This is a genomic window from Sphingobium sp. EM0848, assembly GCF_013375555.1.
In the GTDB taxonomy this organism is placed as follows: Bacteria; Pseudomonadota; Alphaproteobacteria; order Sphingomonadales; family Sphingomonadaceae; genus Sphingobium.
The window spans coordinates 1,506,129-1,528,738 of the sequence record NZ_JABXWB010000001.1; the positions used below are offsets into that span (position 1 = coordinate 1,506,129).

At 63.9% G+C, this 22,610-nt stretch carries 19 protein-coding genes and 1 tRNA gene; 11 read left to right on the top strand and 9 right to left on the bottom strand.

Going from position 1 to position 22,610, the window contains the following annotated elements; all coding sequences use genetic code 11:
• Positions 1-9 precede the first annotated feature (9 nt).
• The 4 genes from HUK73_RS07105 (at position 10) to HUK73_RS07120 (ending at position 5,082) form a co-directional block, all read left to right on the top strand.
• Positions 10-279: a succinate dehydrogenase assembly factor 2 gene (locus tag HUK73_RS07105; RefSeq protein ID WP_176591271.1), complete on the top strand. Its 270-nt coding sequence runs from the start codon at positions 10-12 to the stop codon at positions 277-279.
• A 109-nt stretch (positions 280-388) separates the two neighbouring features.
• A complete protein-coding gene (mfd, locus tag HUK73_RS07110; RefSeq protein ID WP_176591272.1) occupies positions 389-3,850 on the top strand; it encodes a transcription-repair coupling factor in 3,462 nt (1,153 codons plus the stop codon).
• A 103-nt stretch (positions 3,851-3,953) separates the two neighbouring features.
• Positions 3,954-4,364, top strand: coding sequence for a hypothetical protein (locus tag HUK73_RS07115; protein WP_176591273.1), 411 nt, complete (start codon positions 3,954-3,956; stop codon positions 4,362-4,364).
• A complete protein-coding gene (locus tag HUK73_RS07120; protein WP_255326218.1) occupies positions 4,351-5,082 on the top strand; it encodes a TorF family putative porin in 732 nt (243 codons plus the stop codon). Before HUK73_RS07115 ends, HUK73_RS07120 begins: the two co-directional genes overlap by 14 nt.
• Here the strand turns inward: HUK73_RS07120 and HUK73_RS07125 are convergent.
• Positions 5,071-7,083 carry an EAL domain-containing protein gene (locus HUK73_RS07125; protein WP_176591275.1) on the bottom strand — a complete coding sequence of 671 codons (2,013 nt, stop codon included), beginning with the start codon at positions 7,081-7,083 and terminating at the stop codon, positions 5,071-5,073. The two genes, HUK73_RS07120 and HUK73_RS07125, sit on opposite strands and share 12 nt — an antisense overlap.
• Before the next feature lie 137 nt (positions 7,084-7,220).
• Between HUK73_RS07125 and moaA the strand changes: the two genes are divergently transcribed.
• From moaA to HUK73_RS07140, 3 genes are all read left to right on the top strand, one after another.
• Entirely contained in the window at positions 7,221-8,231 is a 1,011-nt protein-coding gene (gene moaA / locus HUK73_RS07130) for a GTP 3',8-cyclase MoaA (protein WP_176591276.1), read from the top strand.
• Positions 8,228-9,004, top strand: a complete 777-nt coding sequence (locus HUK73_RS07135) for an NAD kinase (RefSeq protein WP_176591277.1) — start codon at positions 8,228-8,230, stop codon at positions 9,002-9,004. The genes moaA and HUK73_RS07135 overlap by 4 nt, the downstream gene beginning before the upstream one ends.
• A gap of 80 nt (positions 9,005-9,084) precedes the next feature.
• Positions 9,085-9,159 (top strand) — tRNA-Asn (locus HUK73_RS07140).
• Between the two features lie 138 nt (positions 9,160-9,297).
• Here the strand turns inward: HUK73_RS07140 and HUK73_RS07145 are convergent.
• From HUK73_RS07145 to HUK73_RS07155, 3 genes are read right to left on the bottom strand one after another with little or no spacing between them, the layout of a single operon-like run.
• A complete protein-coding gene (locus HUK73_RS07145) occupies positions 9,298-10,590 on the bottom strand; it encodes an SPOR domain-containing protein (protein ID WP_176591278.1) in 1,293 nt (430 codons plus the stop codon).
• A gap of 14 nt (positions 10,591-10,604) precedes the next feature.
• Positions 10,605-11,168: a hypothetical protein gene (locus HUK73_RS07150; RefSeq protein ID WP_176591279.1), complete on the bottom strand. Its 564-nt coding sequence runs from the start codon at positions 11,166-11,168 to the stop codon at positions 10,605-10,607.
• Between the two features lie 15 nt (positions 11,169-11,183).
• Positions 11,184-11,903 (bottom strand): ParA family protein, encoded by a 720-nt coding sequence (locus HUK73_RS07155; RefSeq protein WP_176591280.1) that lies wholly within the window; start codon positions 11,901-11,903, stop codon positions 11,184-11,186.
• A gap of 167 nt (positions 11,904-12,070) precedes the next feature.
• Here HUK73_RS07155 and HUK73_RS07160 point away from each other — a divergent pair, with 167 nt between their 5' ends.
• On the top strand, positions 12,071-13,087 hold the full coding sequence (locus tag HUK73_RS07160) for an SPOR domain-containing protein (protein WP_176591281.1): 1,017 nt from the start codon (positions 12,071-12,073) through the stop codon (positions 13,085-13,087).
• A gap of 111 nt (positions 13,088-13,198) precedes the next feature.
• Positions 13,199-14,071: a formyltetrahydrofolate deformylase gene (gene purU / locus HUK73_RS07165; protein WP_176591282.1), complete on the top strand. Its 873-nt coding sequence runs from the start codon at positions 13,199-13,201 to the stop codon at positions 14,069-14,071.
• An 86-nt stretch (positions 14,072-14,157) separates the two neighbouring features.
• Here the strand turns inward: purU and HUK73_RS07170 are convergent, their stop codons facing one another.
• From HUK73_RS07170 to HUK73_RS07190, 5 genes are all read right to left on the bottom strand, one after another.
• A complete protein-coding gene (locus HUK73_RS07170) occupies positions 14,158-15,114 on the bottom strand; it encodes an IS630 family transposase (protein ID WP_176591283.1) in 957 nt (318 codons plus the stop codon).
• An 816-nt stretch (positions 15,115-15,930) separates the two neighbouring features.
• Entirely contained in the window at positions 15,931-16,143 is a 213-nt protein-coding gene (locus HUK73_RS07175; protein WP_176591284.1) for a DUF2093 domain-containing protein, read from the bottom strand.
• Positions 16,143-17,546 (bottom strand): nitronate monooxygenase family protein, encoded by a 1,404-nt coding sequence (locus HUK73_RS07180; RefSeq protein WP_176591285.1) that lies wholly within the window; start codon positions 17,544-17,546, stop codon positions 16,143-16,145. Before HUK73_RS07180 ends, HUK73_RS07175 begins: the two co-directional genes overlap by 1 nt.
• Positions 17,547-17,642: 96 nt before the next feature.
• Positions 17,643-18,806, bottom strand: a complete 1,164-nt coding sequence (locus HUK73_RS07185) for a glycosyltransferase family 4 protein (protein ID WP_176591286.1) — start codon at positions 18,804-18,806, stop codon at positions 17,643-17,645.
• A gap of 15 nt (positions 18,807-18,821) precedes the next feature.
• A complete protein-coding gene (locus tag HUK73_RS07190) occupies positions 18,822-19,694 on the bottom strand; it encodes an alpha/beta fold hydrolase (protein WP_176591287.1) in 873 nt (290 codons plus the stop codon).
• Positions 19,695-19,734: 40 nt separating this feature from the next.
• Between HUK73_RS07190 and HUK73_RS07195 the strand changes: the two genes are divergently transcribed.
• Together HUK73_RS07195 and astD are read left to right on the top strand one after the other, a co-directional pair.
• Positions 19,735-21,129: a protein adenylyltransferase SelO gene (locus HUK73_RS07195; RefSeq protein WP_176591288.1), complete on the top strand. Its 1,395-nt coding sequence runs from the start codon at positions 19,735-19,737 to the stop codon at positions 21,127-21,129.
• A gap of 27 nt (positions 21,130-21,156) precedes the next feature.
• On the top strand, positions 21,157-22,590 hold the full coding sequence (gene astD / locus HUK73_RS07200; protein ID WP_176591289.1) for a succinylglutamate-semialdehyde dehydrogenase: 1,434 nt from the start codon (positions 21,157-21,159) through the stop codon (positions 22,588-22,590).
• Positions 22,591-22,610 lie beyond the last annotated feature (20 nt).

Sequence of the window (22,610 nt, forward strand, 5' to 3'; positions counted from 1 at the left end):
GAACAAATTGTGAACGAAGATCCCCGTATCCGCCGCCTGCAATTCCGGGCCTGGCATCGCGGCATCAAGGAAGCCGATCTGGCCGTGGGTGGGTTCTTCGATCGCTATCATGCCGAGTGGGGCGAGGAAGAGATCGTCTGGTTCGAGCGGTTCATGGATGAGCAGGATGCCGACATCATGGCCTGGGCCATGGGGGTGCTGCCGGTGCCGGAAGAGTGGCAGGGGCCAATGTGGGACAAGTTCGCCAAGCTGGATTTTGTGGAGATTGGGAAGAAATAAGTCCCAGTCCGTCATCCCCGCGAAGGCGGGGATTCATCTCCTGACGGAGCATCCAGACCTGAGGTTGGGAGATGGGTTCCCGCCTTCGCGGGAACGACGAAATGAGAATATGACCGATCTTCTGAAAATCCTCAAAGCCTCCGCCCCCATGACTCTTTCGGGGGTTCCGGCCGGGTTTCAGCCCTGGTTGCTGGCGGACATTGCGCGGGCAGCGCCTTCACGCGCCTTGTTCGTCGCACCCGATGAGCAGCTTATGCGGGCAGTGGCGGATACGGCGCATTATTTCGCGCCGGAGATCGAGATTGTTGAAATTCCCGCATGGGACTGCCTGCCCTATGACCGGGCAAGTCCTTCGCTGAGAACGGCTTCGGCGCGGTTGGCGGGGCTTTATGCGCTTCAGGGCAAGCCCAAGGGACCGCAGCTTGTTCTGACGACGCTCAATGCGTTGACCCAGCGGACCCTCACCCCCTTCCGCGTGCGGCAGTTGGTGGCGAAGCTCGCGCCCAAGGAGCGGATCGCGATTTCGCGGCTGGCGGACATGTTGCAGGCCAATGGCTATGTGCGGACCGATACCGTGCATGACCGGGGCGAGTTCGCCATTCGCGGCGGCATTGTCGACCTGTTCCCCGGCGGCGAGGAACAGCCTTTGCGGCTCGATTTCTTCGGGGATGAGATCGAGACGGTGCGGCGCTTCGATCCCGCCGACCAGCGGACCAGCGGGAGTGTCGAGGGCTTTACGCTGCTGCCCGCGTCCGAGGCTTTGCTGGATGAGGAGACGATCAAAAGGTTTCGCGGGCGCTATCGCGAGACGTTCGGGGCGACGGCGACGGGCGACCCGCTCTATCAGGCGGTGAGCGACGGGCGGCGGCTCGCGGGGATGGAGCATTGGCTGCCGCTGTTCGAGGAACGGCTGGTGCCGATGACCGAGCATCTGGGCGACGATACGCTGGTCCTGCTGGATCATGGCGTGGCGGGCGCGGCCGAGGCGCGCTTCGAGGCGATCCGAGATTATCACGCCAATCGCGTTCAGGCGAAGTCCTCCGATCCGGGGGCGTATCGGCCTTTGGAGCCGAAGGCGCTCTATCTGGATGCGGAGGAATGGGACGGCATCGTGCGAGAGTGGCCGATGCACGCCACCACGCCTTTCCATGAGCCGGAAAGCGCTTCGGTTCTGGATTTCGCCGTCGATGGCCCGCGTGATTTCGCGCCGGAGCGGGCGCAGAACGCCAATGTCTATGAGGCGGTGGGGAAGCATATCGCTTCGCTGCAACGGGCGAAGAAGAAGGTCGTCATTGCGAGCTATTCCGGGGGTGCGCGGGAGCGGCTTTCGGGGCTGCTGGCGGATCATGGGCTGAAGCGGATCGCGGCGGCGGACAGCTGGCAGGAGGCTTTGGGGATCGCGGCCGGAGGCAGCACGGTGCTGACCGTCTTGCCGCTGGACCATGGCTTTACCGCGCCCGATGTGGCGGTGCTGACCGAGCAGGACATGCTGGGCGACCGGCTGGTGCGGCGGGCCAAGCGGAAGAAGAATGCCGATGCGTTCCTGCAGGAGTTGGCGACGCTCTCGCCGGGCGATCTGGTCGTGCATATGGATCATGGCATCGGCCGCTATGAGGGGCTGACGCAAATCCCGGTCGCCAAGGCGGCGCATGACTGCGTGGCGCTGGAATATGCCGGCGGCGACAAGCTCTATGTGCCGGTGGAGAATCTGGAGGTTCTCTCCCGCTACGGGTCCGACAGCGAGGGGGTGAGCCTCGACAAGCTGGGCGGCGAGGCGTGGCAACGGCGCAAGGCGCGGATGAAGGAGCGCATCCGCGAGATTGCGGGTGAGTTGCTCAAGACGGCGGCGGAGCGGGCGCTTCGGGCCGCGACCGTGGCGGAACCGGATAGCGCGGGTTATCCGGCCTTCGTGGATCGCTTCCCCTATCAGGAGACGGAGGATCAGGACCGCGCCATCATGGACGTGGTCGAGGATCTGGGCGCCGGGCGGCCGATGGACCGGCTGGTCTGCGGCGATGTGGGCTTCGGCAAGACGGAGGTGGCTTTGCGCGCCGCTTTCGTGGCGGCGATGGCGGGGATGCAGGTGGTGGTGATCTGCCCGACCACCCTGCTCGCCCGGCAGCATCATATGAATTTCGAGGAGCGGTTCCGGGGTTTTCCGGTGAATATCGGGCGCCTGTCGCGACTGGTGCCGGACAAGGAGGCCAAGGCCGTCAAGGCGGGCCTTGCCGATGGGACCGTCGATATTGTGGTGGGCACCCATGCGCTGCTGGCCAAGGGGCTGGAGTTCAAGCGGCTGGGCTTGGTCATCGTTGACGAGGAGCAGCGTTTCGGCGTGACGCACAAGGAGCGGCTGAAGTCGCTCAAGACCGATGTGCATGTGCTGACGCTGACCGCGACGCCAATCCCGCGCACCTTGCAGATGGCGATGTCGGGGCTGCGGGAACTATCGGTCATTCAGACGCCCCCGGTGGATCGTCTGGCGGTGCGGACCTATATCATGCCCTGGGACGGGGTGGTGATCCGAGAGGCGCTGCTGCGCGAGCATTATCGCGGGGGGCAGAGTTTCTTCGTGGTGCCGCGAATTGCCGATCTGACCGAGGTGGAGGAATTCCTGCGGACCGAGGTGCCGGAGGTGAAGCCCATCGTCGCCCACGGCCAGATGGCGGCGGGCGAGGTCGAGGAACGCATGTCCGCCTTCTACGACAAGCGTTATGACGTGCTGCTGTCGACCACGATCGTCGAAAGTGGCCTCGATATTCCGTCCGCCAATACGCTCATCATCCACCGGGCGGATCGGTTCGGGCTGGCGCAATTGTATCAGCTTCGCGGGCGTGTCGGGCGGTCGAAGACGCGGGCCTATGCCTATTTCACCACGCCCGCGAACCGGGCGATTACCGAGACGGCGGAAAAACGACTCAAGGTGTTGTCCGATCTGGATACGCTGGGGGCCGGGTTCCAGCTGGCAAGCCATGACCTCGACATTCGCGGTGCGGGCAATCTCGTCGGGGACGAGCAGTCGGGGCATATCAAGGAAGTCGGGTTCGAACTCTACCAGTCGATGCTGGAGGATGCGATTCTGGAAGCCAAGGCTGGTGGCGCCGGGCTGGAGAAGCGGGAGAGCTTCTCGCCGCAGATCACGGTGGACGCGCCGATCCTTATCCCCGAGGATTATGTGCCCGATCTCGACCTGCGCATGGGGCTGTATCGCCGCCTGAACGAGGTGGAGGACCGGCAAGGGCTGGAGGCTTTTGCCGCCGAGTTGATCGACCGTTTCGGCAAGCTGCCCGCCCCGACGCAGAATCTCTTCAAGGTGATCGAGATCAAGCAGAACTGCGTGAAGGCCAATATCGCGAAAATCGACGTGGGACCGAAGGGGGCGCTGGTCAGCTTCTTCGAGGATCGCTTCCCCAAGCCGGAGGGGCTGGTGGCCTATGTTCAACGGTTGAACGGCGTGGCGCGTCTGCGGCCCGACAGCAAGGTGGTGGTGAACCGAGCATGGGCCGATCCGGCGGCTCGGCTGAATGGAGCTTTGCAGCTTTCGAAGGGATTGGCGAAAGCGGCAGGATAGCACCGCTTTGTTATTTCCCAGACAACAGCCAGCAACAGTCGCAACCTAAATCCTGTCTCGATGACCGGGCAGCAAAGTCCGGCATCCAGCAGGAGAATTTTGCATGAGTTTGACCCTTATCGCGCTGGCGACGGCAGCAGCGACGCACACCGTCCAGATCGACCATCGTGGAACCCCCGTGCAGGCCACCTACAGCGCGCGGGCGGAGTTCCGCACCAAGACCGTGGGTGCCAAAACCCCGAACCGGATGGACATGCAGCGGTGCCAGTGGACCGCAACCATCATGGTCGATCGCGCCCTCAGCCATGGCCCCGCGCACAGCCGAACCATTTCGAGCGACAGGGAATTTTCCGGCAGCGAGCATGGCGCCTGCACGCCGGGCCGTCAGTCGGGCGAGCGTAATCTGGCGCAGCATGAGGGCGCGATCCGCGAACATCTGATCTCGGTTGCCGAAGCAGATCAGACGCCGCTTCTGACCGAGCTCGATGCGGTTCGCAATCTTGCCTCGAACTGAGAAGCGGGCCGCGCTGGCATGCGCCCTGTTGGGTTGCGCCAGCGCGGGTCCTGCCTTTGCCCAATATGCTGAAGGCGTTTCGGCGACGGTCGAGGTCGCGAGCGATGAACGGCGCCGCGGATTGAGTTGGAGCGATGGCGACCCTGTGCTGCGCGGCACGGTTTCGGTGCCCGTGACCGAAGGGCTGAGCCTGGATGGCGCAGCGGTTTCGCTCTGGGGGAGCGACCGGCATGACGGCGCGGATGCCGCGGTCGATCTGGGCGCAACCTATGCGCGGCAGATCGACGGATGGCGACTGTCCGCTGAGGGGCGCTATCACCTGTTTCCGGGCGCATCCGGGCAGGGCTATGGTGAAATGGGCGTCGATGCGGGATTTTTGATCGGACCGGCCAGCGTTGATCTCAACGGCAGCTATGCCCCCCGGCAATCGTCCATTGGTGGGGATAATCTCTATCTGTCGGCGTCGGTCGCCATGGCTGTGCCGGGAACGCCTTTCACCGTTTCGGCGCGGATCGGGCGATCGTCGGGGAACGTTCGCGATCCGGTCCGGGCCGCGCGATTGCGGCCGGATGGCACATATTGGGATCATGGTGTCAGCGTCGACTATCTGAAGGGGCGCTGGTTCGCCGGGGTGCGCTATGCCAATAGCAGCATCGACGGGCCGGGTAGCCGTCATGCCGGAGCGAGCATGATCGGGCGGCTGGGCCTAAGCCTTTAGCGCCAGCGCCACGAGATCGGCGGACGACACGCCCGCCGAACGCAGGAAACCCTGATAATAGTCGCAGCCTTCCCGGGTCAGGAGATCGAGCTGCTGTTCGGTCTCGACCCCCTCCGCGATGACGCTGAGGCCCAGCGATTTCGCCATATGGATGACGCTGCGCACGATGATGCGGTCGCGGGCGGTGCCCGCAATGTCCTGCGCCAGACCGCTGTCGATCTTCAGATAATCGAGCGGCAGGCTTTTCAGATAGGCAAGGCTGGAATAGCCGGTGCCGAAATCGTCCACCGCGACGGCCAGCCCCTCCGCACGCAAAGCGGTGAGCAACGCGGTCGCATTGTCCACATCCTCGATCAGGCCGCTTTCGGTGATCTCCACCGTCAGGCGAGAGCGGGGAAAGCCGCTGGTGTCGACCAGATTCAGGAATTGCGGCATGAAGCCGGGCTGGGCGATATCGTCCGCCGTGACGTTGATCGACAGGCGCAGGTGCGACAGCGCGCGGGGCCAAGCGGCGGCCTGACGCAAGGCTTCGGCCTGAATATGCGCCGAAAGCGGCAGCATATAGTCGGAACGCTCCGCCGTCGCGAACAGCATGCCCGCGCCCAGCGCCCCATATTGCGGGTGGTTCCAGCGGGCGAGCGCCTCCACCCCCGTCATATGCACGCTGTCGACCGGATATTGCGGCTGGAACACAATGCCGATCTCGCCCCGGTCAAGCGCCAGACGGAGATCGGTTTCAAGCTGGTCCGCATCGACCTGACGGCTGCGCTTTTCGGCGGAGAAGATGCGGATGCCCTCCCCGCCGCCCTGCCGCGCATCGGCCAGAGCGGTTCCGGCGCGGCGGATGAGGTGCGTGGCGTCGTCGTCAGGGCGCGACTGGGCAATGCCGCAGCGAGCGGTGAGGCGAATCAGATGGTCGCCCGCGCTGAACGGGCGGCCGATGGCGCCGATCAACTGACGCGCGAGGAAGGTGGCGCGGTCGGCGGCGGCGGCTTCGCCCGTCAGACCGATCAGAAATTCCGTGCCCGCAATGCGCGCGGCGATGGCGCCTGCCGCCATGTCGACCGTCATGCGCTCGATCCGGCGAGCGATGCGGCCCAGCAGCGCGTCGCCCACGACCTGGCCATAGGCCGCGTTCATCCGGTCGAACTGGCTGATCGATAGCAGCAGCACCGTGGTCGCCAGCCCCTTGCGCTGTTCCAGCCAGTCCAGCGCAGCCTGACGCGAGCGCAGGCCGGTCAGGTCGTCGCGGCCGGTCGCGTCATGACCGTGAGCATCGGACAGCCACTCCACATCCGCCGCAACCACACCATCAATCAGACGCAGATGGTGGACCAGCCTGTCGCCGGGACGACCGGGCGCGGCATGGGCGAAGGCTTCCGGGCGGCCGGCACGCATCATGCCGCGCAGCGCCGCGATGACGGAGCGGCGTTCCGAACGGGGCAGGCGACGGATGAAACCCGCCGGGCCGAGCCGCGGGCTGTCGAGGCCGAAATGCCGGGCAAGACTGTCGCTGAGGCGGATGTCGTTCCCTTCCCTCTCCCAGAACAGCGCGTCTCCGCGCCGGATGCGCTGGGCGCGGCGGCTGTGGGTCACGCCGCCGACGAGCCGGTCGACCAACCGCTGTGCGGACGCGAGGGTGGCGCGCAACTCATCCGGGGAGAAAGGCGCGGCAAGATAATGGGTGGCGCCCACCTCCATCAACAAGGGCACATTGGCCATCCCCTGCCTGTCGACCAGCGCGATCAAAGCCCCGCCCCCGGCATCGACCACGGGGGTCATGGCCGCGATCAGCCTTGTGCCTCCGTCGCGGGCGCCGCGCATGTCGATCAAAGCGATCTGGGCATCGCTGTGCAGGAAACGCTGCGCGGCATCGGCAGGCCGCCGGGCCGCCATCACGCGCCAGCCCGCCTGCCGCGCGACATGGGACAAGCCGTCGCGGTCACCCGGTGACAGAATGAAAAGGCTGCGTTGTCCGTCCAGTGCGGTTTCACCGCTCACATGATGCTCCTTGGGGGACGGTCCATTGCCCCCTTCCTACCTTCCATCGGTTACCGACCTGTTCACATTGCTGCAACGGGAGAGGGTACGAATGCGTTGTGCTTGCACGGGACAGGTCCATGGCCTAGCTAGGAAATATGGAGATGGTCGATCCTGCGCGCACGGCGTTGACCGATGCGCTCGGCCGCCGGATCAGCTATTTGCGGATTTCGGTGACGGACCGCTGCGACCTGCGCTGCCGTTACTGCATGGCGGAGCGGATGCAATTCCTGCCGAAGAATCAGGTACTGACGCTGGAGGAGATCGCGCTGCTGGCCGATCTCTTCATCTCGCGGGGCGTGCGCCGGATTCGGCTGACGGGCGGCGAACCGCTGGTGCGGCGGGATATCGTCGATCTGGTGCGGCGGATCGGGCGGCATCTGGGCGGTGGGCTGGACGAGGTGACGCTGACCACCAACGGCACACGGCTGACGCAGCATGCGCAGGCGCTGGCCGATGCGGGCGTCCGGCGGATCAATGTCAGTCTGGACAGCCGCGATCCCGACCGTTTCGCCCATGTGACGCGCGGCGGCGATGTGCAGGCCGTGATCGACGGGTTGGATGCGGCGCGGGCGGCGGGCCTTTCGGTCAAGATCAATATGGTCGCGCTCCGTGGCATCAACGAGGATGAGATCCTGCCGATGCTGCATTGGTGCGACCGCCAGGGCTTCGACCTGACGCTGATCGAGACGATGCCATTGGGCGAAACCGGCGAGGACCGGACGGATCATTATCTGCCGCTGACGCAGGTGGCCGAATCGATCCGGCGGCATCATGCGCTGAAACCGATTGCACATCGCACCGGCGGTCCCGCGCGCTATCATGCGGTCGAGGGATTGAATCTCCGTCTGGGGCTGATCACGCCGCTCACCCATAATTTCTGCGACGATTGCAACCGGATGCGGATGACGTGTGAGGGCAAGATCTTCATGTGTCTGGGTCATGAGGATCATGTCGACCTCAAGGCCGCCTTGCGCGAGGATGGTCTGGCCGCCGTGCAACCACTGATCGATCGCGCCTTGCGGTTGAAGCCCGCGCGCCATGACTTCCGCATCGCAGCGGGCGCTCCGGCCGCGGTGCGGCGTCACATGAGCGTGACCGGCGGATGACGGACGAGGTTCGGCGCGCTCTGGTCGCCTCCCCCACTCCGGCTGCCAAGGCGGCAGAGGAAAGGCTGCGCGCAGCCTATGATTTCGTGCCGGTCGAACAGGCGGACATGATCATCGCGCTGGGCGGCGACGGCTTCATGCTCCAGACGCTGCATTCCATGCTGGAAGGGCGGCGCATCCTGCCGGTGTTCGGGATGAACCTGGGCACGGTCGGCTTCCTGATGAACGAATGGCGGCTGGAGCGGCTGGAACAGCGGATCGAAGCCGCCAAGCCGTTCAAGGTCAATCCGCTGCGCATGAACGTCGATACGGTGGACGGGGAACGCTTCTCCATTCCCGCGATCAACGAGGTGTCCCTGCTGCGCGAAACGCGCCAGACGGCCAAGCTGGAGGTGAAGGTCAACGACCGTACCGTGCTGCCGGAACTGGTGTGCGACGGGGTGCTGGTAGCGACGCCGGCGGGATCGACGGCCTATAATCTCTCCGCCCATGGGCCGATTCTGCCGCTGGGGTCGGCGCTGGTGGCGCTGACGCCGATCAGCCCCTTTCGCCCCCGGCGCTGGCGTGGGGCGATCCTGCCGGAGAGCACCGCAATCCAGTTCACCGTGCTCGATCCGGTGAAGCGCCCGGTCAGTGCCGTCGCCGACCAGCGCGAAGTGCGCGACATCGCGCAGGTCGAGGTGAAGATCGACCGCGCAACGCCGCTGACGCTGCTGTTCGACCCCGAACATACGCTGGACGACCGGATCGCGGCGGAACAGTTCATCGCCTGAAAAATTTCCGTCATTTGCCGCTTGCCATCTCTGGAAAGCCGCTGCTATAGGCGCGGCCTGCCCAGCGGAAGCCGGGCTGCTCCCCGATAGCTCAGCGGTAGAGCATTCGACTGTTAATCGAATGGCCGTAGGTTCGAATCCTACTCGGGGAGCCACTTTAGCCCTTCCGGCGGGCGAGAAAAATGGCCGGATTTCCTGATTTCGATGCTATCGCTCCGGCACAGCCTTCGCGCCAAAAGCATTGCGGGCGGACACCGTCGACGCCGCCCGCATAAAAGCTTTGTGATCGTCCTTTAACGCGTCGCGTATTGCCGACCGCGGGTCGTCAGTGCCCAGCGCTGCGGAGTGGCGTCAGGAACATTTTCACGCACGAAGCACTGGCCGCGACGGGCCTGGATGCCGTGGCAGAGTGCCGCCGCTGCGGCTCGGTCATCAAAGCCGCCGACAGCGAGGCGCGCAAAGGTTGCCCCATTCACCGTGATCTGACTGGTGACGACGGGAAGGTTTGGCAGCGCGCTGTTCCGACGGGCCATGGCAACCCATTTTTCCTTGGCAATGGCCGCATTGCCATAGGCGCCCAATTGCACAACCCAGTTGCCCGCGCCCTTGCCGCTCGGGCGGAAGGCGATCTGGCGGATGCGGGCAGGCGCGGGCTGACGCGACGCGACAGAGCGGGCCGCGACACGAACCGGAGCCGCAATGGCCTGGATCACCGGCGCAGGCGCTTCGTTGGCGACGGGCTGCGACGCAGGGACGGGCGCCGGATCGGCAGCGGCCATTTCAACAGGCGCGACGTCAGGGGCTTGTTCGGCAACAGGCGCGGTTTCCGCCATCCGGGCCGGAGCGGCTTCCGGCGCCAGCGCGAGAGCCACGGGCTGACCCGCATCGCCACCGTTGATCGTCACACCCATCAGCGCCGCGACACGCTGCTCAGGCTGACCGGGAATGGCGGTCTGCGCCCATTGAGCGATCCGCTGATTGGCGGCGAGCGGATCAAGGTCGAAGCCCGCCATCATCCGCGCATCCTTCCACCGGCCGGCCAGCGCATAGGCATAGGCCAGGTTCTGGCGCGTCTGCGCCGTGGCCGAAGGATCGTGGATCACTTGCGAGAGGATGCGCACGCCTTCCTCCGCATCCCCAGCCATCGCCATGGCCAAACCATAATCGGCGGCGGGAACCACGTCCGCATTATTGGCAAGCAGGTCGCGCGCGGCGCGATCCTTGCCCAAAGCAGCCTGCACCAGCGCCAGAGTGACGATGGTGCGGGCATCGCGATTGCCGAGCGTCATGGCGTCCGTCAACGCCGTTTCCGCCGAGACGAAACGGCCATCCGCGACATAGGCCCGGCCCAGCAACTGGCGATAGCGGGCATCGCGCGGGGCACCCTCCACCACAGCCTCCGCTGCCTTCACGGCGCGAGCGCCATCGCGGTCGGCGAGCGCCTTTTCGACGCTGGCGGCCAAACGATCGGGACTTGGCTGCGGTGCAATGGCGGCGGGACGGAAGGCTGCACCCGTGCATCCCACCATGGTCGTGCCAACGAGCAGCGATGCGACTGCTGCCTTTGCGAAAGCCTTGCGCTTCATGGCCTTGCCGTTCCTCAATTGTCGCCGCGGGCGCGCGGCAGCTGTTGGGCCAGCCGGTCGATTTCCGGCAGGCTGCTCAGGAAGGAGTCGAGAGCTTCCGTCACCATCTGTTGCGCCGATCGGCCCGCAATGGCGCTGGCCAGGCGAAGCTTCAAATGGCGGTCGGCGTCGAGCCGCAGGGTAAAGGCGGCCTTACGTCCCTTCGCCACGGCGGGCGTGCGGGCCTTGCCCGGCTTCCTGGGCCTGGCCGGCTTCACATCCGCGATCGGGGCGGGAATGCTGACTTCCGCGATGCGCTCGGCCAGTTCCTCGCGTTCGACCACCACGGGCGGCACCGGCGCAACGGTCGGGACAGCCGTCATCGGCGTCAACCCAGCGACAGAGCGTGGTTCAACCGGCGTCGGCTCAGGCTGAGTGACGTCGAAGCCCATGTCGTTCCAGCCCAGATCCTCCTGAAGCGCGGTCGCTCCGGCGGTCATGCCAAAGCCCAGTACCGGGCGGCGCATGGCGGGCTGAGCGGCGCCCTTGCGAGCCAGCAGGCCCGAGGTCAACGAGGCGAGAGGTTTCGGTTCGGCCATGTCTATCCTCTCCCCTTACTGCGCGACCCGGCGGCCGAAACCGCCGTTTGCCGGACGAACCGTGCCCGCCGTTCCCACGGCATTGTGCGGCACGGAAAAGACGGTGCGGCGGAAATTCTTTTCCAGCCGGTCGGAAATATAGGTCCAGAGCTGCGTGACCTCTCCGGCCGAGCGGCCATTGGGGTCGACCTCCATCACCGTGCGGCCGTCGATCATCGAGGCGGCGAAATCGGTGCGGTGATGCAGCGTAACGGGAGCGACTGTCCCATGTTGGGACAGGGCGACGGCGGCTTCGGAAGTAATGCGCGCCTTGGGGGTGGCGGCGTTGACCACGAAGATCAGCGGCTTGCCTGCGCGTTCGCATAGGTCGACCGTGGCGCCCACGGCGCGCAGGTCGTGCGGACTGGGACGGGTCGGCACGACGATCAACTCGGCCACGGAAATGACGCTCTGGATCGCCATGGTGATCGCCGGTGGCGTGTCGATGACGGCCAGCTTGAAGCCCTGCTGGCGAAGGATTTCCAGATCGGCGGCAAGGCGTGCCACCGTGGTCTGGGCAAAGGCGGGATATTCGGCCTCACGCTCGTTCCACCAATCGGCCAGCGACCCCTGCGGATCGATGTCGATCAGCACGACCGGGCCTGCGCCCGCCCGCTGGGCCTGAACGGCCAGATGGCCCGACAGGGTCGTCTTGCCCGACCCCCCCTTTTGCGATGCCAATGCCAATATGCGCACGCAACTTCCCCCAGAAAATCCAATTGCTGCAAGGAGTGCCACAAGGCCGCCTAAGAATTGGTTAATGGATACGGAAGCGTAGCAAGGGGTGAAAAGGCGATGTTCTTAATGCTAAGTCGCTATTAACCTTGTGTCGGCATAGGTTGAAGCGAAGACCCATTGGGAGCATGAGCATGAAGCGTATCTGGGGGGCACTGGCCGCTGGAACAGTGCTGAGCATCGCGCAACCGGCACTGGCCGATGTGAAGGCGGGAGTCGATGCATGGCAACAGGGAGATTACGCCAAGGCCGTCGCCCTGTGGCTGCCGCTGGCGCAGACCGGCGATCCCGATGCGCAGTTCAACATGGGGCAGGCCTATAAGCTGGGGCGCGGCGTGAAGACGGACCCCGCCGCCGCGATCGATTGGTATCGCAAGGCCGCCAAACAGGGCCATTCACGTGCGGAGGACAATCTGGGCCTGTTGATGTTCCAGCAGGGGGATCGGGCAGGCGCCCTGCCCTTCCTGCAGCGAGCCGCCGACCGGGGCGAGCCGCGGGCGCAATATATCGTCGGCACCGCACTGTTCAACGGCGATCTGGCGGCGAAGAATTGGGTGCGGGCCTATGCGCTGATGACGCGGTCATCCGAATCCGGGCTGGCGCAGGCGACGACCAGCCTTCGCCAGATGGACAAGTTCATACCCCAGGATCAGCGCAGCGAAGGCATTGCCATGGCGCGTTCCATGGCGCAGCAGGAACAGCCAGCGGACAGCGGCGCCCCGACATCGCGCGAGGCGCCAAAGCCGATCCGCACGACCGCCCTGCCACCCTCCACCCCAGCCTCCCCTGCCCCTTCTCCCAGGCCGGAAAAGGTTGAAACCACGCCTCCGCCCAAGGCCAAACCCGCGCCCGCGCCCGCTCCCGCGCCGAAAGTCGCGACGGCGAAACCTGCTTTGCCGCATGTCGCCAGCGGTGGCGCATGGCGCGTACAGATCGGCGCATTCAGCGAGGAGGCGCGCGCACGCGCGCTCTGGAGCCAGCTCAACAGGAAGGTCAGCGGCCTGTCTGGCTATCAGCCCTATATCATGACCAGCGGCGGCGTGACCCGCTTGCAGGCCGGACCACTGTCGAGCAGTGCCGATGCGTCCAGGTTATGCGGCGCGATCAAGGCGGCCGGTGCCGACTGCATGCCCAAGAAAATGTAATTTTATTCCGGCACGGCGATGTACGCGGCATTGTCACGGTAACGCGCGCGAAGCGTAACGGGTTGATCGGCGCGCCGGCTTGAGGCAACGCATTTGCCACTTTGCGGGGAGATGCGCGTGACTGATCCGGTTGTTCCATCCTGGGTTCTTACTCTGGCCTGTGCCGACCGGGTCGGCATCGTCGCGGCGGTGAGCCGGTTCCTGGCCGAGCGCGGCGGCTTCATCACTGACAGCCAGCAATATGCAGATCGGGAGGCGGGCCGCTTCTTCATGCGCGTCGCGTTCGAGGCGACAGACGAGCGGATGAACGATACCGACCTATTGCGTAGCGAATTTGCGGAAATCGGTACGCATTTCATGATGGATTGGCGATTAACAGCAGCCGACGAAAAGCCACGCATGCTGATAGCGGTTTCCAAGGGGTCCCATTGCCTTGCGGATCTTCTGCATCGCTGGCAGACCGGAATGCTGGCGGTCGACATCATGGGCGTGGTGTCCAACCATCCCGACATGCGTCGCATCACCGAATGGCACGGCATTCCCTATCATGAGTTGCCGCCCAATGGCGACAAGGCCGCCCAGGAAGATGCGCTGATCGGTATTTTCGAGCGGACACGGTCGGAATATCTGATCCTCGCCCGTTATATGCAGGTGCTGTCCGAAGGGTTGGTCGAGAAGCTCGCGGGGCGATGCGTCAATATCCATCACAGCTTCCTGCCCGGCTTCAAGGGCGCGCGTCCCTATCACCGGGCGCATGAGCGCGGGGTCAAGCTGATCGGGGCGACGGCGCATTTCGTGACCGCCGATCTGGACGAAGGGCCGATCATCGAGCAGGCGGTCGAACGCGTCGACCATCGCGCCACGGCCGAGGACATGATCCGCATCGGCCGCGATATCGAGGCACAGGTACTGGCTCGCGCGGTCGGCTGGCTGGCCGACCGTCGGGTTTTGCTGAACGGTGGGAAAACCGTGGTCTTTCGGTGAGCTTTAAATTTGCGCGTTCCCGCACAGGAACGCACAAATTCACGCCGGACGCAGCGCGCCGCACGATGCTCTAGAGCGGTGAGCGATTAGTTGGACGCATATCCGGCGGCCTTGAAATATTCCCAACATTCTTCGGCAGAATAGAGGTCGCAGATATGTCCGAGAGCCTTCCATAGCTCATCGATGGTCCGCGCCCCGATCCGTCGCAGGTGCGATTTCAATTTAGCGAAGGCCATTTCTATTGGGTTCAAATCGGGTGAATAAGCGGGGAGGAAAAGGATCCACGCACCTCGCTCTTTAAGGCAGGCTTTGACCTTTTCGCTTTTGTGGCTCGACAGATTGTCGGCGATCACAACATCGCCGGGGCTGAGCGTTGGCGCCAACTGGGTTTCGATATAGGTTTCGAACAGGCGCCGGTTCATCGGTTGGTCGATCACCCACGGGGCAACCAAGCAATCGCAGCGCAGCCCCGCGATGAAGGTTTGCGTTTTCCAATGACCGAACGGAGCGCGGGCCTTGAGACGCTCTCCTTTTGGCGCCCGGCCACGAAGCTTGGTCATCTTCGTGGTGGTCGCCGTCTCATCCAGAAAGACGAGGTGATGAGGCTTTGCGCGCATCTGCGGCTGCCGGTCGAGGCGCCATCGCAGTCGCGCATGAGCGACATCATCGCGTCCGCACTCGCTGGCCAGCAGCGTTTTTTTTACCCGATAGCCAGCCTGGATCAGCACCCGCGAGAGGGATGCCGGATGGGCAACTACGCCCGTCTCCGCTGCAAGCTTGTTGGACAGCTCCGACATGCCGATGTCTGGTTCCCTATCCACCCAGCCCGTCAACCGGGCCATATACGGCGCCAACTTACCAGCGCCGCGTGGCCGCCCTATTCGTGAAGAAGCAGCCGAACCTGTTCGTTCCACTCGCTGCAACAACTTCACTGCGCAACTCGCGCTCACACCGAAATGGCGGGCCGCCGCCCGGCGCGAGTGTCCCGCCCTTACGTGCGCCGATATCCGTTCCCGCAAATCAGCCGAATATGCTCTGCCCATGGTTCACCTCCACAGGCACATGAATCACAAATCCGCGCAAAAAGGAATCGTCCGCGATTCCTACTTTGCGCTCACTGCTCTAAAGACCCAGAAGTCTCCAGAACTCCTCCGCCTTGACGGGCGCGGCGTTCTGCGGGGCACGCTCAACGCGCGTCCATGAGGAGTGAGGGATGCGGACTTGCCGATCTGCACCAAGGCGGCGCGATTTACGACTATGGGGGGAATGGTGGGTCATCGTCTTCTCCAGCAGAGGAGGAACACGAAACCTTGCGTGGTCGCTTCAGTACCGTGCGCTTTAGCCGTTGATGACGCGGAGCAAGCTGACATCCTTCAAAAGCCGCGGAGCATATCGCTCGCGACCTTGTCTACTCATTCCATAGAAAATTGAAACATAGCTTTGCTTGGAAGCGGTGGGCTTCCAGCTTTCAGCGCAAAAGATGATGGGGGAACGCCCAGGCTCGCAAAATCACAGCGCGCCGGACGGAGAGATAAGCAGGCTATCAGAACAGCCGTGGCGCGGGCGAAAGGACGATGCCCAGCCTATTCAGAAGGCGACATTATAAATGAACCAGCCAACGATCAGCAGGCTCGTCACTACGCAAACGCGATCACCAAAGATATCAATCCGCGACATTCCCGACATCCTTCCTCTTTCGCGCGATCTCCGCCGCTTCTGAAGGAAGAATAAACCATTTATCCGGCAAAAGAAATAGCAGAAAATAGATGAAATGCCGCATCACAACGGCAAATCGCTTCCTACACCCTAAAAAAGCGCATCACATAGCCAAAATGGCTACGCAATCGCCGTCCTTTCCCTCAACGGAATGCCAAACCGCGATGTTTCAGGAAGGACTGAGTCGCCTCGACCGGGCCACGATAGGCCTCCTGAAACTCCGCGCTCCAATATTTGAGATCGTCGAGATCGATTCGCGCACCCGAAACTGCGCAGACAACGAATTGCCCCGGACGCACAATGTCGAAATGCGGTGTTTCATAGTGCAACACCGCCAGTCCCTGAATATCCGCCATCAGTCGCCGGTCAGGATGCGGTCGAAGAGCTGCTTCACGGTCGGCACGAACCCGTTCGAATAGAAGGGGTCCTGCTTGAACTTATAGGCGCCATGGCCCGCGAAGAGCAGATTCTTGTCGAGATCGCCGCCATGCACGGCCTCCTGCAACGACTTCTGGATGCAGAAGCTGCGCGGATCGGCCAGACGCCCGGTCGAGTTGGTCTCGCTGTCCATCCAGCTGGAGAAGGCGCACTGGCTGAGGCAGCCCATGCAATCGGTCTGATCCTTGCGGATTTCGGCCTTCTCCTCCTCGGTCACGAAAACCAGCGTGTTATCCGGCGTCTTGAGCGCCGAGGTGAAGCCCTGCCCCACCCATTCGCGGGCGCGCAGAAGGTCGTTCCGCGTCACCCAGAAATTCTTGCCCTTCACCCCCGCGTCGAGTTGGTGCGTGTGGTCGCCCGCCTGTTCGGTGCTGAACGGAACCTGCCGTTCCGAGCGGGCTTCAAGCAGTCGCAGGAAGGGATTGCGGACCGCCGAACTGTAGAAGCCCGTCGGCGAGAAACGGTGCAGCAGCACATCGCCCGGCTCAAGCTGCGTCAGGCGCTGCTTCCACTCGTCAGGGATCGGGCTTTCCTGCGTCAGCAGCGGACGGGTGCCGAACTGAAAGGCGATGGTGCCCAGTTCGGGATTGTCGATCCAGTCGTTCCAGTCCTTCAGGTGCCAGACACCGCCCGCCATGACGATGGGCACGTCGTCGGAAATGCCGCCTTCGCGCATGGTGGCGCGCAAATCCCGCACGCGCGGATAGGGGTCCTGCGGAACCTTCGGGTCCTCGGCATTGGAGAGACCGTTATGACCACCGGCCAGCCACGGATCTTCATAGACCACCGCCGCCAGCCATTCCGAAGCCTTGGAATAGGCGCGCTTCCAGAGGGCGCGGAAAGCACGGCCGGAAGAAACGATGGGCAGATAGCTGACGCCATAGGACGCCGCGATTTCGCTGAGCTTGTACGGCATTCCTGCGCCGCAGGTGACGCCCGCAACCATGCCCCTGGTCTTTTCAAGCACGCCATGAAGGACGCGCTGGGCGCCGCCCATTTCCCACAGCACGTTGATATTGATCGCGCCCTTGCCACCCGCGATTTCGAAGGCGCGCTTCACCTGCTCGACCGCACCGTCAATGGCATAGGCAATCAGCTCTTCATGGCGGTCACGGCGGGTGCGGCCATGGTAGATTTGCGGAATGACATTGCCGAAGCTGTCATAGCTGTCGGCATTGACCGCCGACACCGTGCCGATCCCCCCGGCCGCCGCCCACGCGCCCGAACTGGCATGGTTGGAAACAGCTACGCCCTTGCCGCCCTCGACCAGCGGCCACACTTCGCGGCCGCCGTAAATGATGGGCTTCAACCCCTTGAACAACGCATTCTCCCAGCGCAAAAATCCAGTGGCCGCCGACCACTTAAACGCCGCCCTATAGCAGTTTTCCTGAAACAGGGCGAGGTTTCCGGCGGCGCCCTACCGCAAAATGGATGGGCTGGATAGTGCCTGTCCGTAAAGCGTCGCATAGGCGGCCACCATGGCCTCCTCCGCGAAGTCGCGCCGGGCACGGTTGCGGTTCGCTTCGCCCAGCCGCGCGCGCAGATCCGAACTGGCGGCAAGCTGGCCGAGCGCGGTGCTGAGCGCGGCTCCATCGGAAACAACGAAGGGCCGGTTTTCGGGCGCAACCATGTTCGCGACATCGCCAACATCGGTTGAAACGACAGGAAGACCCGCCGCCATGGCTTCGACCAGCGAAATCGGAAATTGTTCGCTGTCCGATGAAAGCGCGAAGATGTCGAACAGGCCAATGAAGCGCCAGGGTTCGCTCATGAAGCCGGCCATGCAGATATCGTCGAGGCCATGGGCGTCAGCTTCGGCCAGAATGGCGTCGCGCTCCGGCCCCTCCCCGACCACCACCAATTGCAGGCGGTCGCGATGCGGGGCGACGGCGCGGACCAGGCGGGGAATATTCTTGACCCCGCGCAGACCCGCCAGCGTGCCGACCAGCAACTTGCCGTCCGTGCGGTTAAGGGCCGGAATGGCATCGGGCGCGGGCGGCTGTTCATAACGGGCCGTGTCGATGCCATTGCGGATCAGGTGAACCTTGGCCGCTGGCTGGCGCCAGACCTTGCGGGCGATGGCGTCGAGGCGGATCGAGGGGATGACCAGCGCATGGGCGCGCTGAAGCGCGATACGGCGGTAGAGGTTGCGCTGAGGCTTGAGGCCGTTCGCTTCGTCAGCGTTGAAGCCGTCTTCATGATGGATCAGCGGCGGCAGGTTGAGCGACCGGGCATGGACGCGGTGCGCCATCACCGCATCCATCGCCCCCCAATTATAGCTGAGGACGAGGTCATAGCCCGACAGGAATTCCGCAATGGCCTTGAAGCGCGCGAGGCCGGGCTTGCCGGCGAGCGGTGGCGGATCGGGAAAATCGACGGGCGTGGCTGGATCGATGGCGTCGCGGGCACTCATCAGATGGGGAGCGGCGCTGACGACGCTGTGATGAACACGCTCCCCCCAGAGGTTCATCAGGCGAACCGCCCGCGCTTCCTTGCCGCCCAGCGAGAAACTGCCGTGAACGTGCAGCAGCCGGGGCGGTGTCCCCGCCTGCCGTGATTTTCGAGAGGTGAAATGGTCCATTTCCCTCAAATCACGTCAGCCATTCAGCACTCGCGCGAGCAGCCGGTCAATGGCAAAGGCCGATGCCGGCTCATCAAGAACAGGCGTGTGGCCGACATTGGGGATGGTCGCGAGTTCGGCGTCGGGGCCGATTTCCTCCACCATGCGGCTTGCGGTTGCTGCCGACAGCAGGTCGGAACGCTCGCCCCGCAGCAGAAGCGTCGGGATGCCGCGAAAGGCCTGCATCACCGGCCACATGTCGACCCCGGCGGCTTCGTCGTTCGCGACGCGCAGCGGCTCGGCAATGCGCATGTCATAGTCGAGGACGATCCGGCCCGCACTGTTGAGCCGGTAGAGACGCTTCGCCATGGCGAGCCATTGATCAAGGCCATAGGCCGGATAGACGTCGCGGTTCGCTTCCTCCAGCGCGCGGGCGGCGTGGACCCAGCTTGGATGCGACTGGCCGATGCCGACATAGGTGCGGATGCGGTCAAGCCCCCCCTCCTCCAGCGTCGGGCCGACATCGTTGAGCAGCGCGCCCGCCAGCCATTCGCTATGCGTCGCGGCGATCAGCATGGTGATGATGCCGCCCAGCGATGTGCCGACGGCAACGAAACGGGTGATGGCAAGATCGGCCAACAAGCGACTGATGTCCTGCAAATAAGTGAGCGGGACATAGGTCATCGGATCTTTCGCCTGCGCGCTTTCGGCACGGCCCCGCATGTCGGGGCAGATCAGGCGCCAGTCGCCCGCCAGTCGCGCCGCCAGCGGCTCGAAATCGCGGGCATTGCGGGTCAGGCCCGGCAGGCAGAGCAAGGGTGGGCGGTCATCCGCGCCGCCTGCATAATCGCGATAATGAAGCCTTAGCCCATCGGGGGACCACCAATATCCGTCGGTGTAACTGCTCAAGCTGCTTGATCCTTCCACCCTGCATCCCCCATATCGCCGCATGCGCTCTGCCCTGCAACCCTCCGAATATCGTCCGGCGAATGAAATCGCTGCGCTGCAACCCGATTTTGCCGATCCGGTCGCGGCGGCGGACTTTCCGCAGACAACCCTGCGCTTCCGCAACGACCGATGGGCGCCGACGGTGGGGCTCGGCGATCTCGGCGATGCGGAATGGGTGGCCCATTTCGGGCGATTCACGCCGCTGGAAGGATCGCTGCCTCAGCCATTGGCGCTGCGTTATCACGGGCATCAGTTCCGACAATATAATCCCGATATCGGGGACGGCCGGGGCTTTCTGTTCGCGCAGTTGCGGGACAAGGCCGGACGGTTGCTGGACCTTGGCACCAAGGGATCGGGACAGACGCCCTACAGCAGGTTCGGCGACGGGCGGCTGACGCTGAAGGGCGGCATGCGGGAGATATTGGCGACCGAGATGCTGGAGGCACTGGGCGTCAACACATCCAAGACCTTCTCCATCATCGAGACGGGCGAGGCGCTGGAGCGCAATGATGAGCCCTCCCCGACCCGTGCGGCGGTGATGGTGCGGCTCAGCCACTCGCATATCCGCATCGGATCGTTCCAACGGGCGGCCTATCATGATGACAAGGCTCTACTGGAGCGGCTTGTCGATTATGCGCTGACGAAGCTTTATGGCGAGGTTCCGGGGGATAATCCGCCCGCGCAATTGCTGGGGCGCGTGGTCGAGCGGACGGCCGATCTGGCGGCGAGCTATATGGTCGCGGGTTTCGTGCATGGCGTGCTCAACAGCGACAATATCAATGTGACGGGCGAGAGCTTCGACTATGGGCCATGGCGGTTCACGCCGCTATGGGAGCCGGGCTTTACCGCCGCCTATTTCGATCATAGCGGGCTTTATGCTTTCGGGCGGCAGGCCGAGGCGATCCATTGGGACGTGGCGCAACTGGCGGTGTCGCTGCGGCCTCTGGTGGAGGCGGAGCCGTTGATCGCGCAGCTGGAGCGCTTTCCGGCGCTTTATGGCGAGGCTATGGTCCGGCGCTTTTGCTGGCGTTTGGGCGTCGTGCAGAGCGACGATGCGTCCGCGATGATCGAGGCGGCGGTGCGCGGGATGATCGCCAGCCAGATGCCGATCGACCGCTTCTTTCAGGATTGGCGGGGCGGCGATCCGCGTGAAAGCGCACTTTATGCTGGGGAGGAATGGGCAGGCTTCCGCGAAACCGTCGCGGGATTTGAGCCGAGTGGGGCGAAAGATCACCCCTATTGGACGGACGCCACGCCCTGCTCCATGCATATCGATGAGGTGGAAGCGATCTGGAGCGCCATCGACAGTCAGGACGACTGGGCGCCGCTCCATGCCAAGGTCGCTGCAATCCGACGCATGGGCGACGCGCTGGGGGATGCGCCACCCCTTCCCTAACGCGCAATTATCCGTCATATCGAAGCCATGTCCGCAACGCTGACTTCGACAGAACCCGCCACTGGTGCTCAATTGTGGCAGGGAACTGCCAGCGATGTGGAGGCGGAAGTCGCCCGCGCCCGCACCGCATGGCCCAAATGGGCCGCGCAACCCATCGCCTATCGCATTGAAACGCTCCGCCGCTTCGTCAATGTCGTGCGCGCCAATGAGGAAGCGCTGGCCGATCTGATCGCGCGGGAAACGGGCAAGCCGCTCTGGGACGCGCGCACCGAAGTGACCGCGGTGATGAACAAGGTCGACATTTCCGTGGCGGCCTTTTCGGAACGCACCGGACAGCGGCGGCTGGAGGCGGCCATGGGCGCGCGCCAGTCGGTGCGGCACAAACCGCATGGCGTCATGGCGGTGCTGGGGCCGTATAATTTCCCGGCGCATCTGCCCAATGGCCATATCGTACCTGCCTTGCTTGCCGGCAATGCGGTGATCTTCAAGCCGTCGGAAAAGACGCCTGCCGTGGGCGAGACGCTGGTGCGCTTCTATCATGAAGCCGGCGTGCCGGAAGATGCCGTTCGGCTGGTGCTGGGCGGACCGGAAGAGGGCAAGGCGCTGGCCGCGCATCCCGATGTGGGCGGCGTCCTTTTTACCGGATCGGCGCAGACGGGGATCGCGATCAACCGTCAGTTCGCGGCCAATCCGGGCAAGATGCTGGCCCTCGAAATGGGCGGAAACAATCCCATCGTCGCCTGGGACACGGCGGACATCGCCAGCGCGGCAACGCTGATCGTGCAATCGGCTTTCCTGTCGAGCGGACAGCGCTGCACAGCGGCGAGCCGTCTGATCGTCAAGGAAAGCCTGGCCGATATATTGATCGCAGAGGTCAAGAAACTGGCCGACCGGCTGATCATTGACCATCCCCATGCCGACCCTGCACCCTTTATGGGGCCGGTGATCGACAATCAGGCAGCGGATCAACTGACCGAAAGCTTCCTCTATTTGATGAGCAACGGCGGCAGGCCGATCAAGCATATGGTGCGCACGACCAAGGGGTTGCCGTTCGTGACACCCGCGATCATCGATGTGACCCCCATGACGGAACGGCCGGATATCGAACTGTTCGGCCCGCTGTTGCAGGTGGTCCGCGTAGCGGATTTCGAATCCGCGATCCTGGAGGCGAACAATACCCGCTACGGGCTGTCCGCCGCTCTCATCGGCGGCTCACCGGAGCAATATAATCAGTTCTGGTCGAATATCCGGGCGGGGATCGTCAACTGGAACCGGCCGACCAATGGCGCTTCCTCCTCCGCACCGTTTGGGGGCGTCGGCATTTCGGGCAACCATCGGCCCAGCGCTTATTATGCCGCGGATTATTGCGCCTATCCGGTGGCTTCGGTGGAAATCGAACAGCCTCGCGCATCGATCGGCGTCGGCCTCAAGGACATCGACACCAGCGCGATGGGGGATTGAATCCCGTTCCATCATACTGC

Bases quoted from the DNA above. Each gene is read 5' to 3' on its own strand.
- astD (WP_176591289.1), top strand. From the start codon at position 21,157: ATGTCCGCAACGCTGACTTCGACAGAACCCGCCACTGGTGCTCAATTG.
- HUK73_RS07175 (WP_176591284.1), bottom strand. From the start codon at position 16,143: ATGGCGGATATTCAGGGACTGGCGGTGTTGCACTATGAAACACCGCAT.
- HUK73_RS07145 (WP_176591278.1), bottom strand. From the start codon at position 10,590: ATGAAGCGCAAGGCTTTCGCAAAGGCAGCAGTCGCATCGCTGCTCGTT.
- HUK73_RS07195 (WP_176591288.1), top strand. From the start codon at position 19,735: ATGCGCTCTGCCCTGCAACCCTCCGAATATCGTCCGGCGAATGAAATC.
- HUK73_RS07185 (WP_176591286.1), bottom strand. From the start codon at position 18,806: ATGGACCATTTCACCTCTCGAAAATCACGGCAGGCGGGGACACCGCCC.
- HUK73_RS07170 (WP_176591283.1), bottom strand. From the start codon at position 15,114: ATGGGCAGAGCATATTCGGCTGATTTGCGGGAACGGATATCGGCGCAC.
- HUK73_RS07115 (WP_176591273.1), top strand. From the start codon at position 3,954: ATGAGTTTGACCCTTATCGCGCTGGCGACGGCAGCAGCGACGCACACC.
- moaA (WP_176591276.1), top strand. From the start codon at position 7,221: ATGGAGATGGTCGATCCTGCGCGCACGGCGTTGACCGATGCGCTCGGC.
- HUK73_RS07150 (WP_176591279.1), bottom strand. From the start codon at position 11,168: ATGGCCGAACCGAAACCTCTCGCCTCGTTGACCTCGGGCCTGCTGGCT.
- mfd (WP_176591272.1), top strand. From the start codon at position 389: ATGACCGATCTTCTGAAAATCCTCAAAGCCTCCGCCCCCATGACTCTT.
- purU (WP_176591282.1), top strand. From the start codon at position 13,199: ATGCGCGTGACTGATCCGGTTGTTCCATCCTGGGTTCTTACTCTGGCC.
- HUK73_RS07160 (WP_176591281.1), top strand. From the start codon at position 12,071: ATGAGCATGAAGCGTATCTGGGGGGCACTGGCCGCTGGAACAGTGCTG.
- HUK73_RS07135 (WP_176591277.1), top strand. From the start codon at position 8,228: ATGACGGACGAGGTTCGGCGCGCTCTGGTCGCCTCCCCCACTCCGGCT.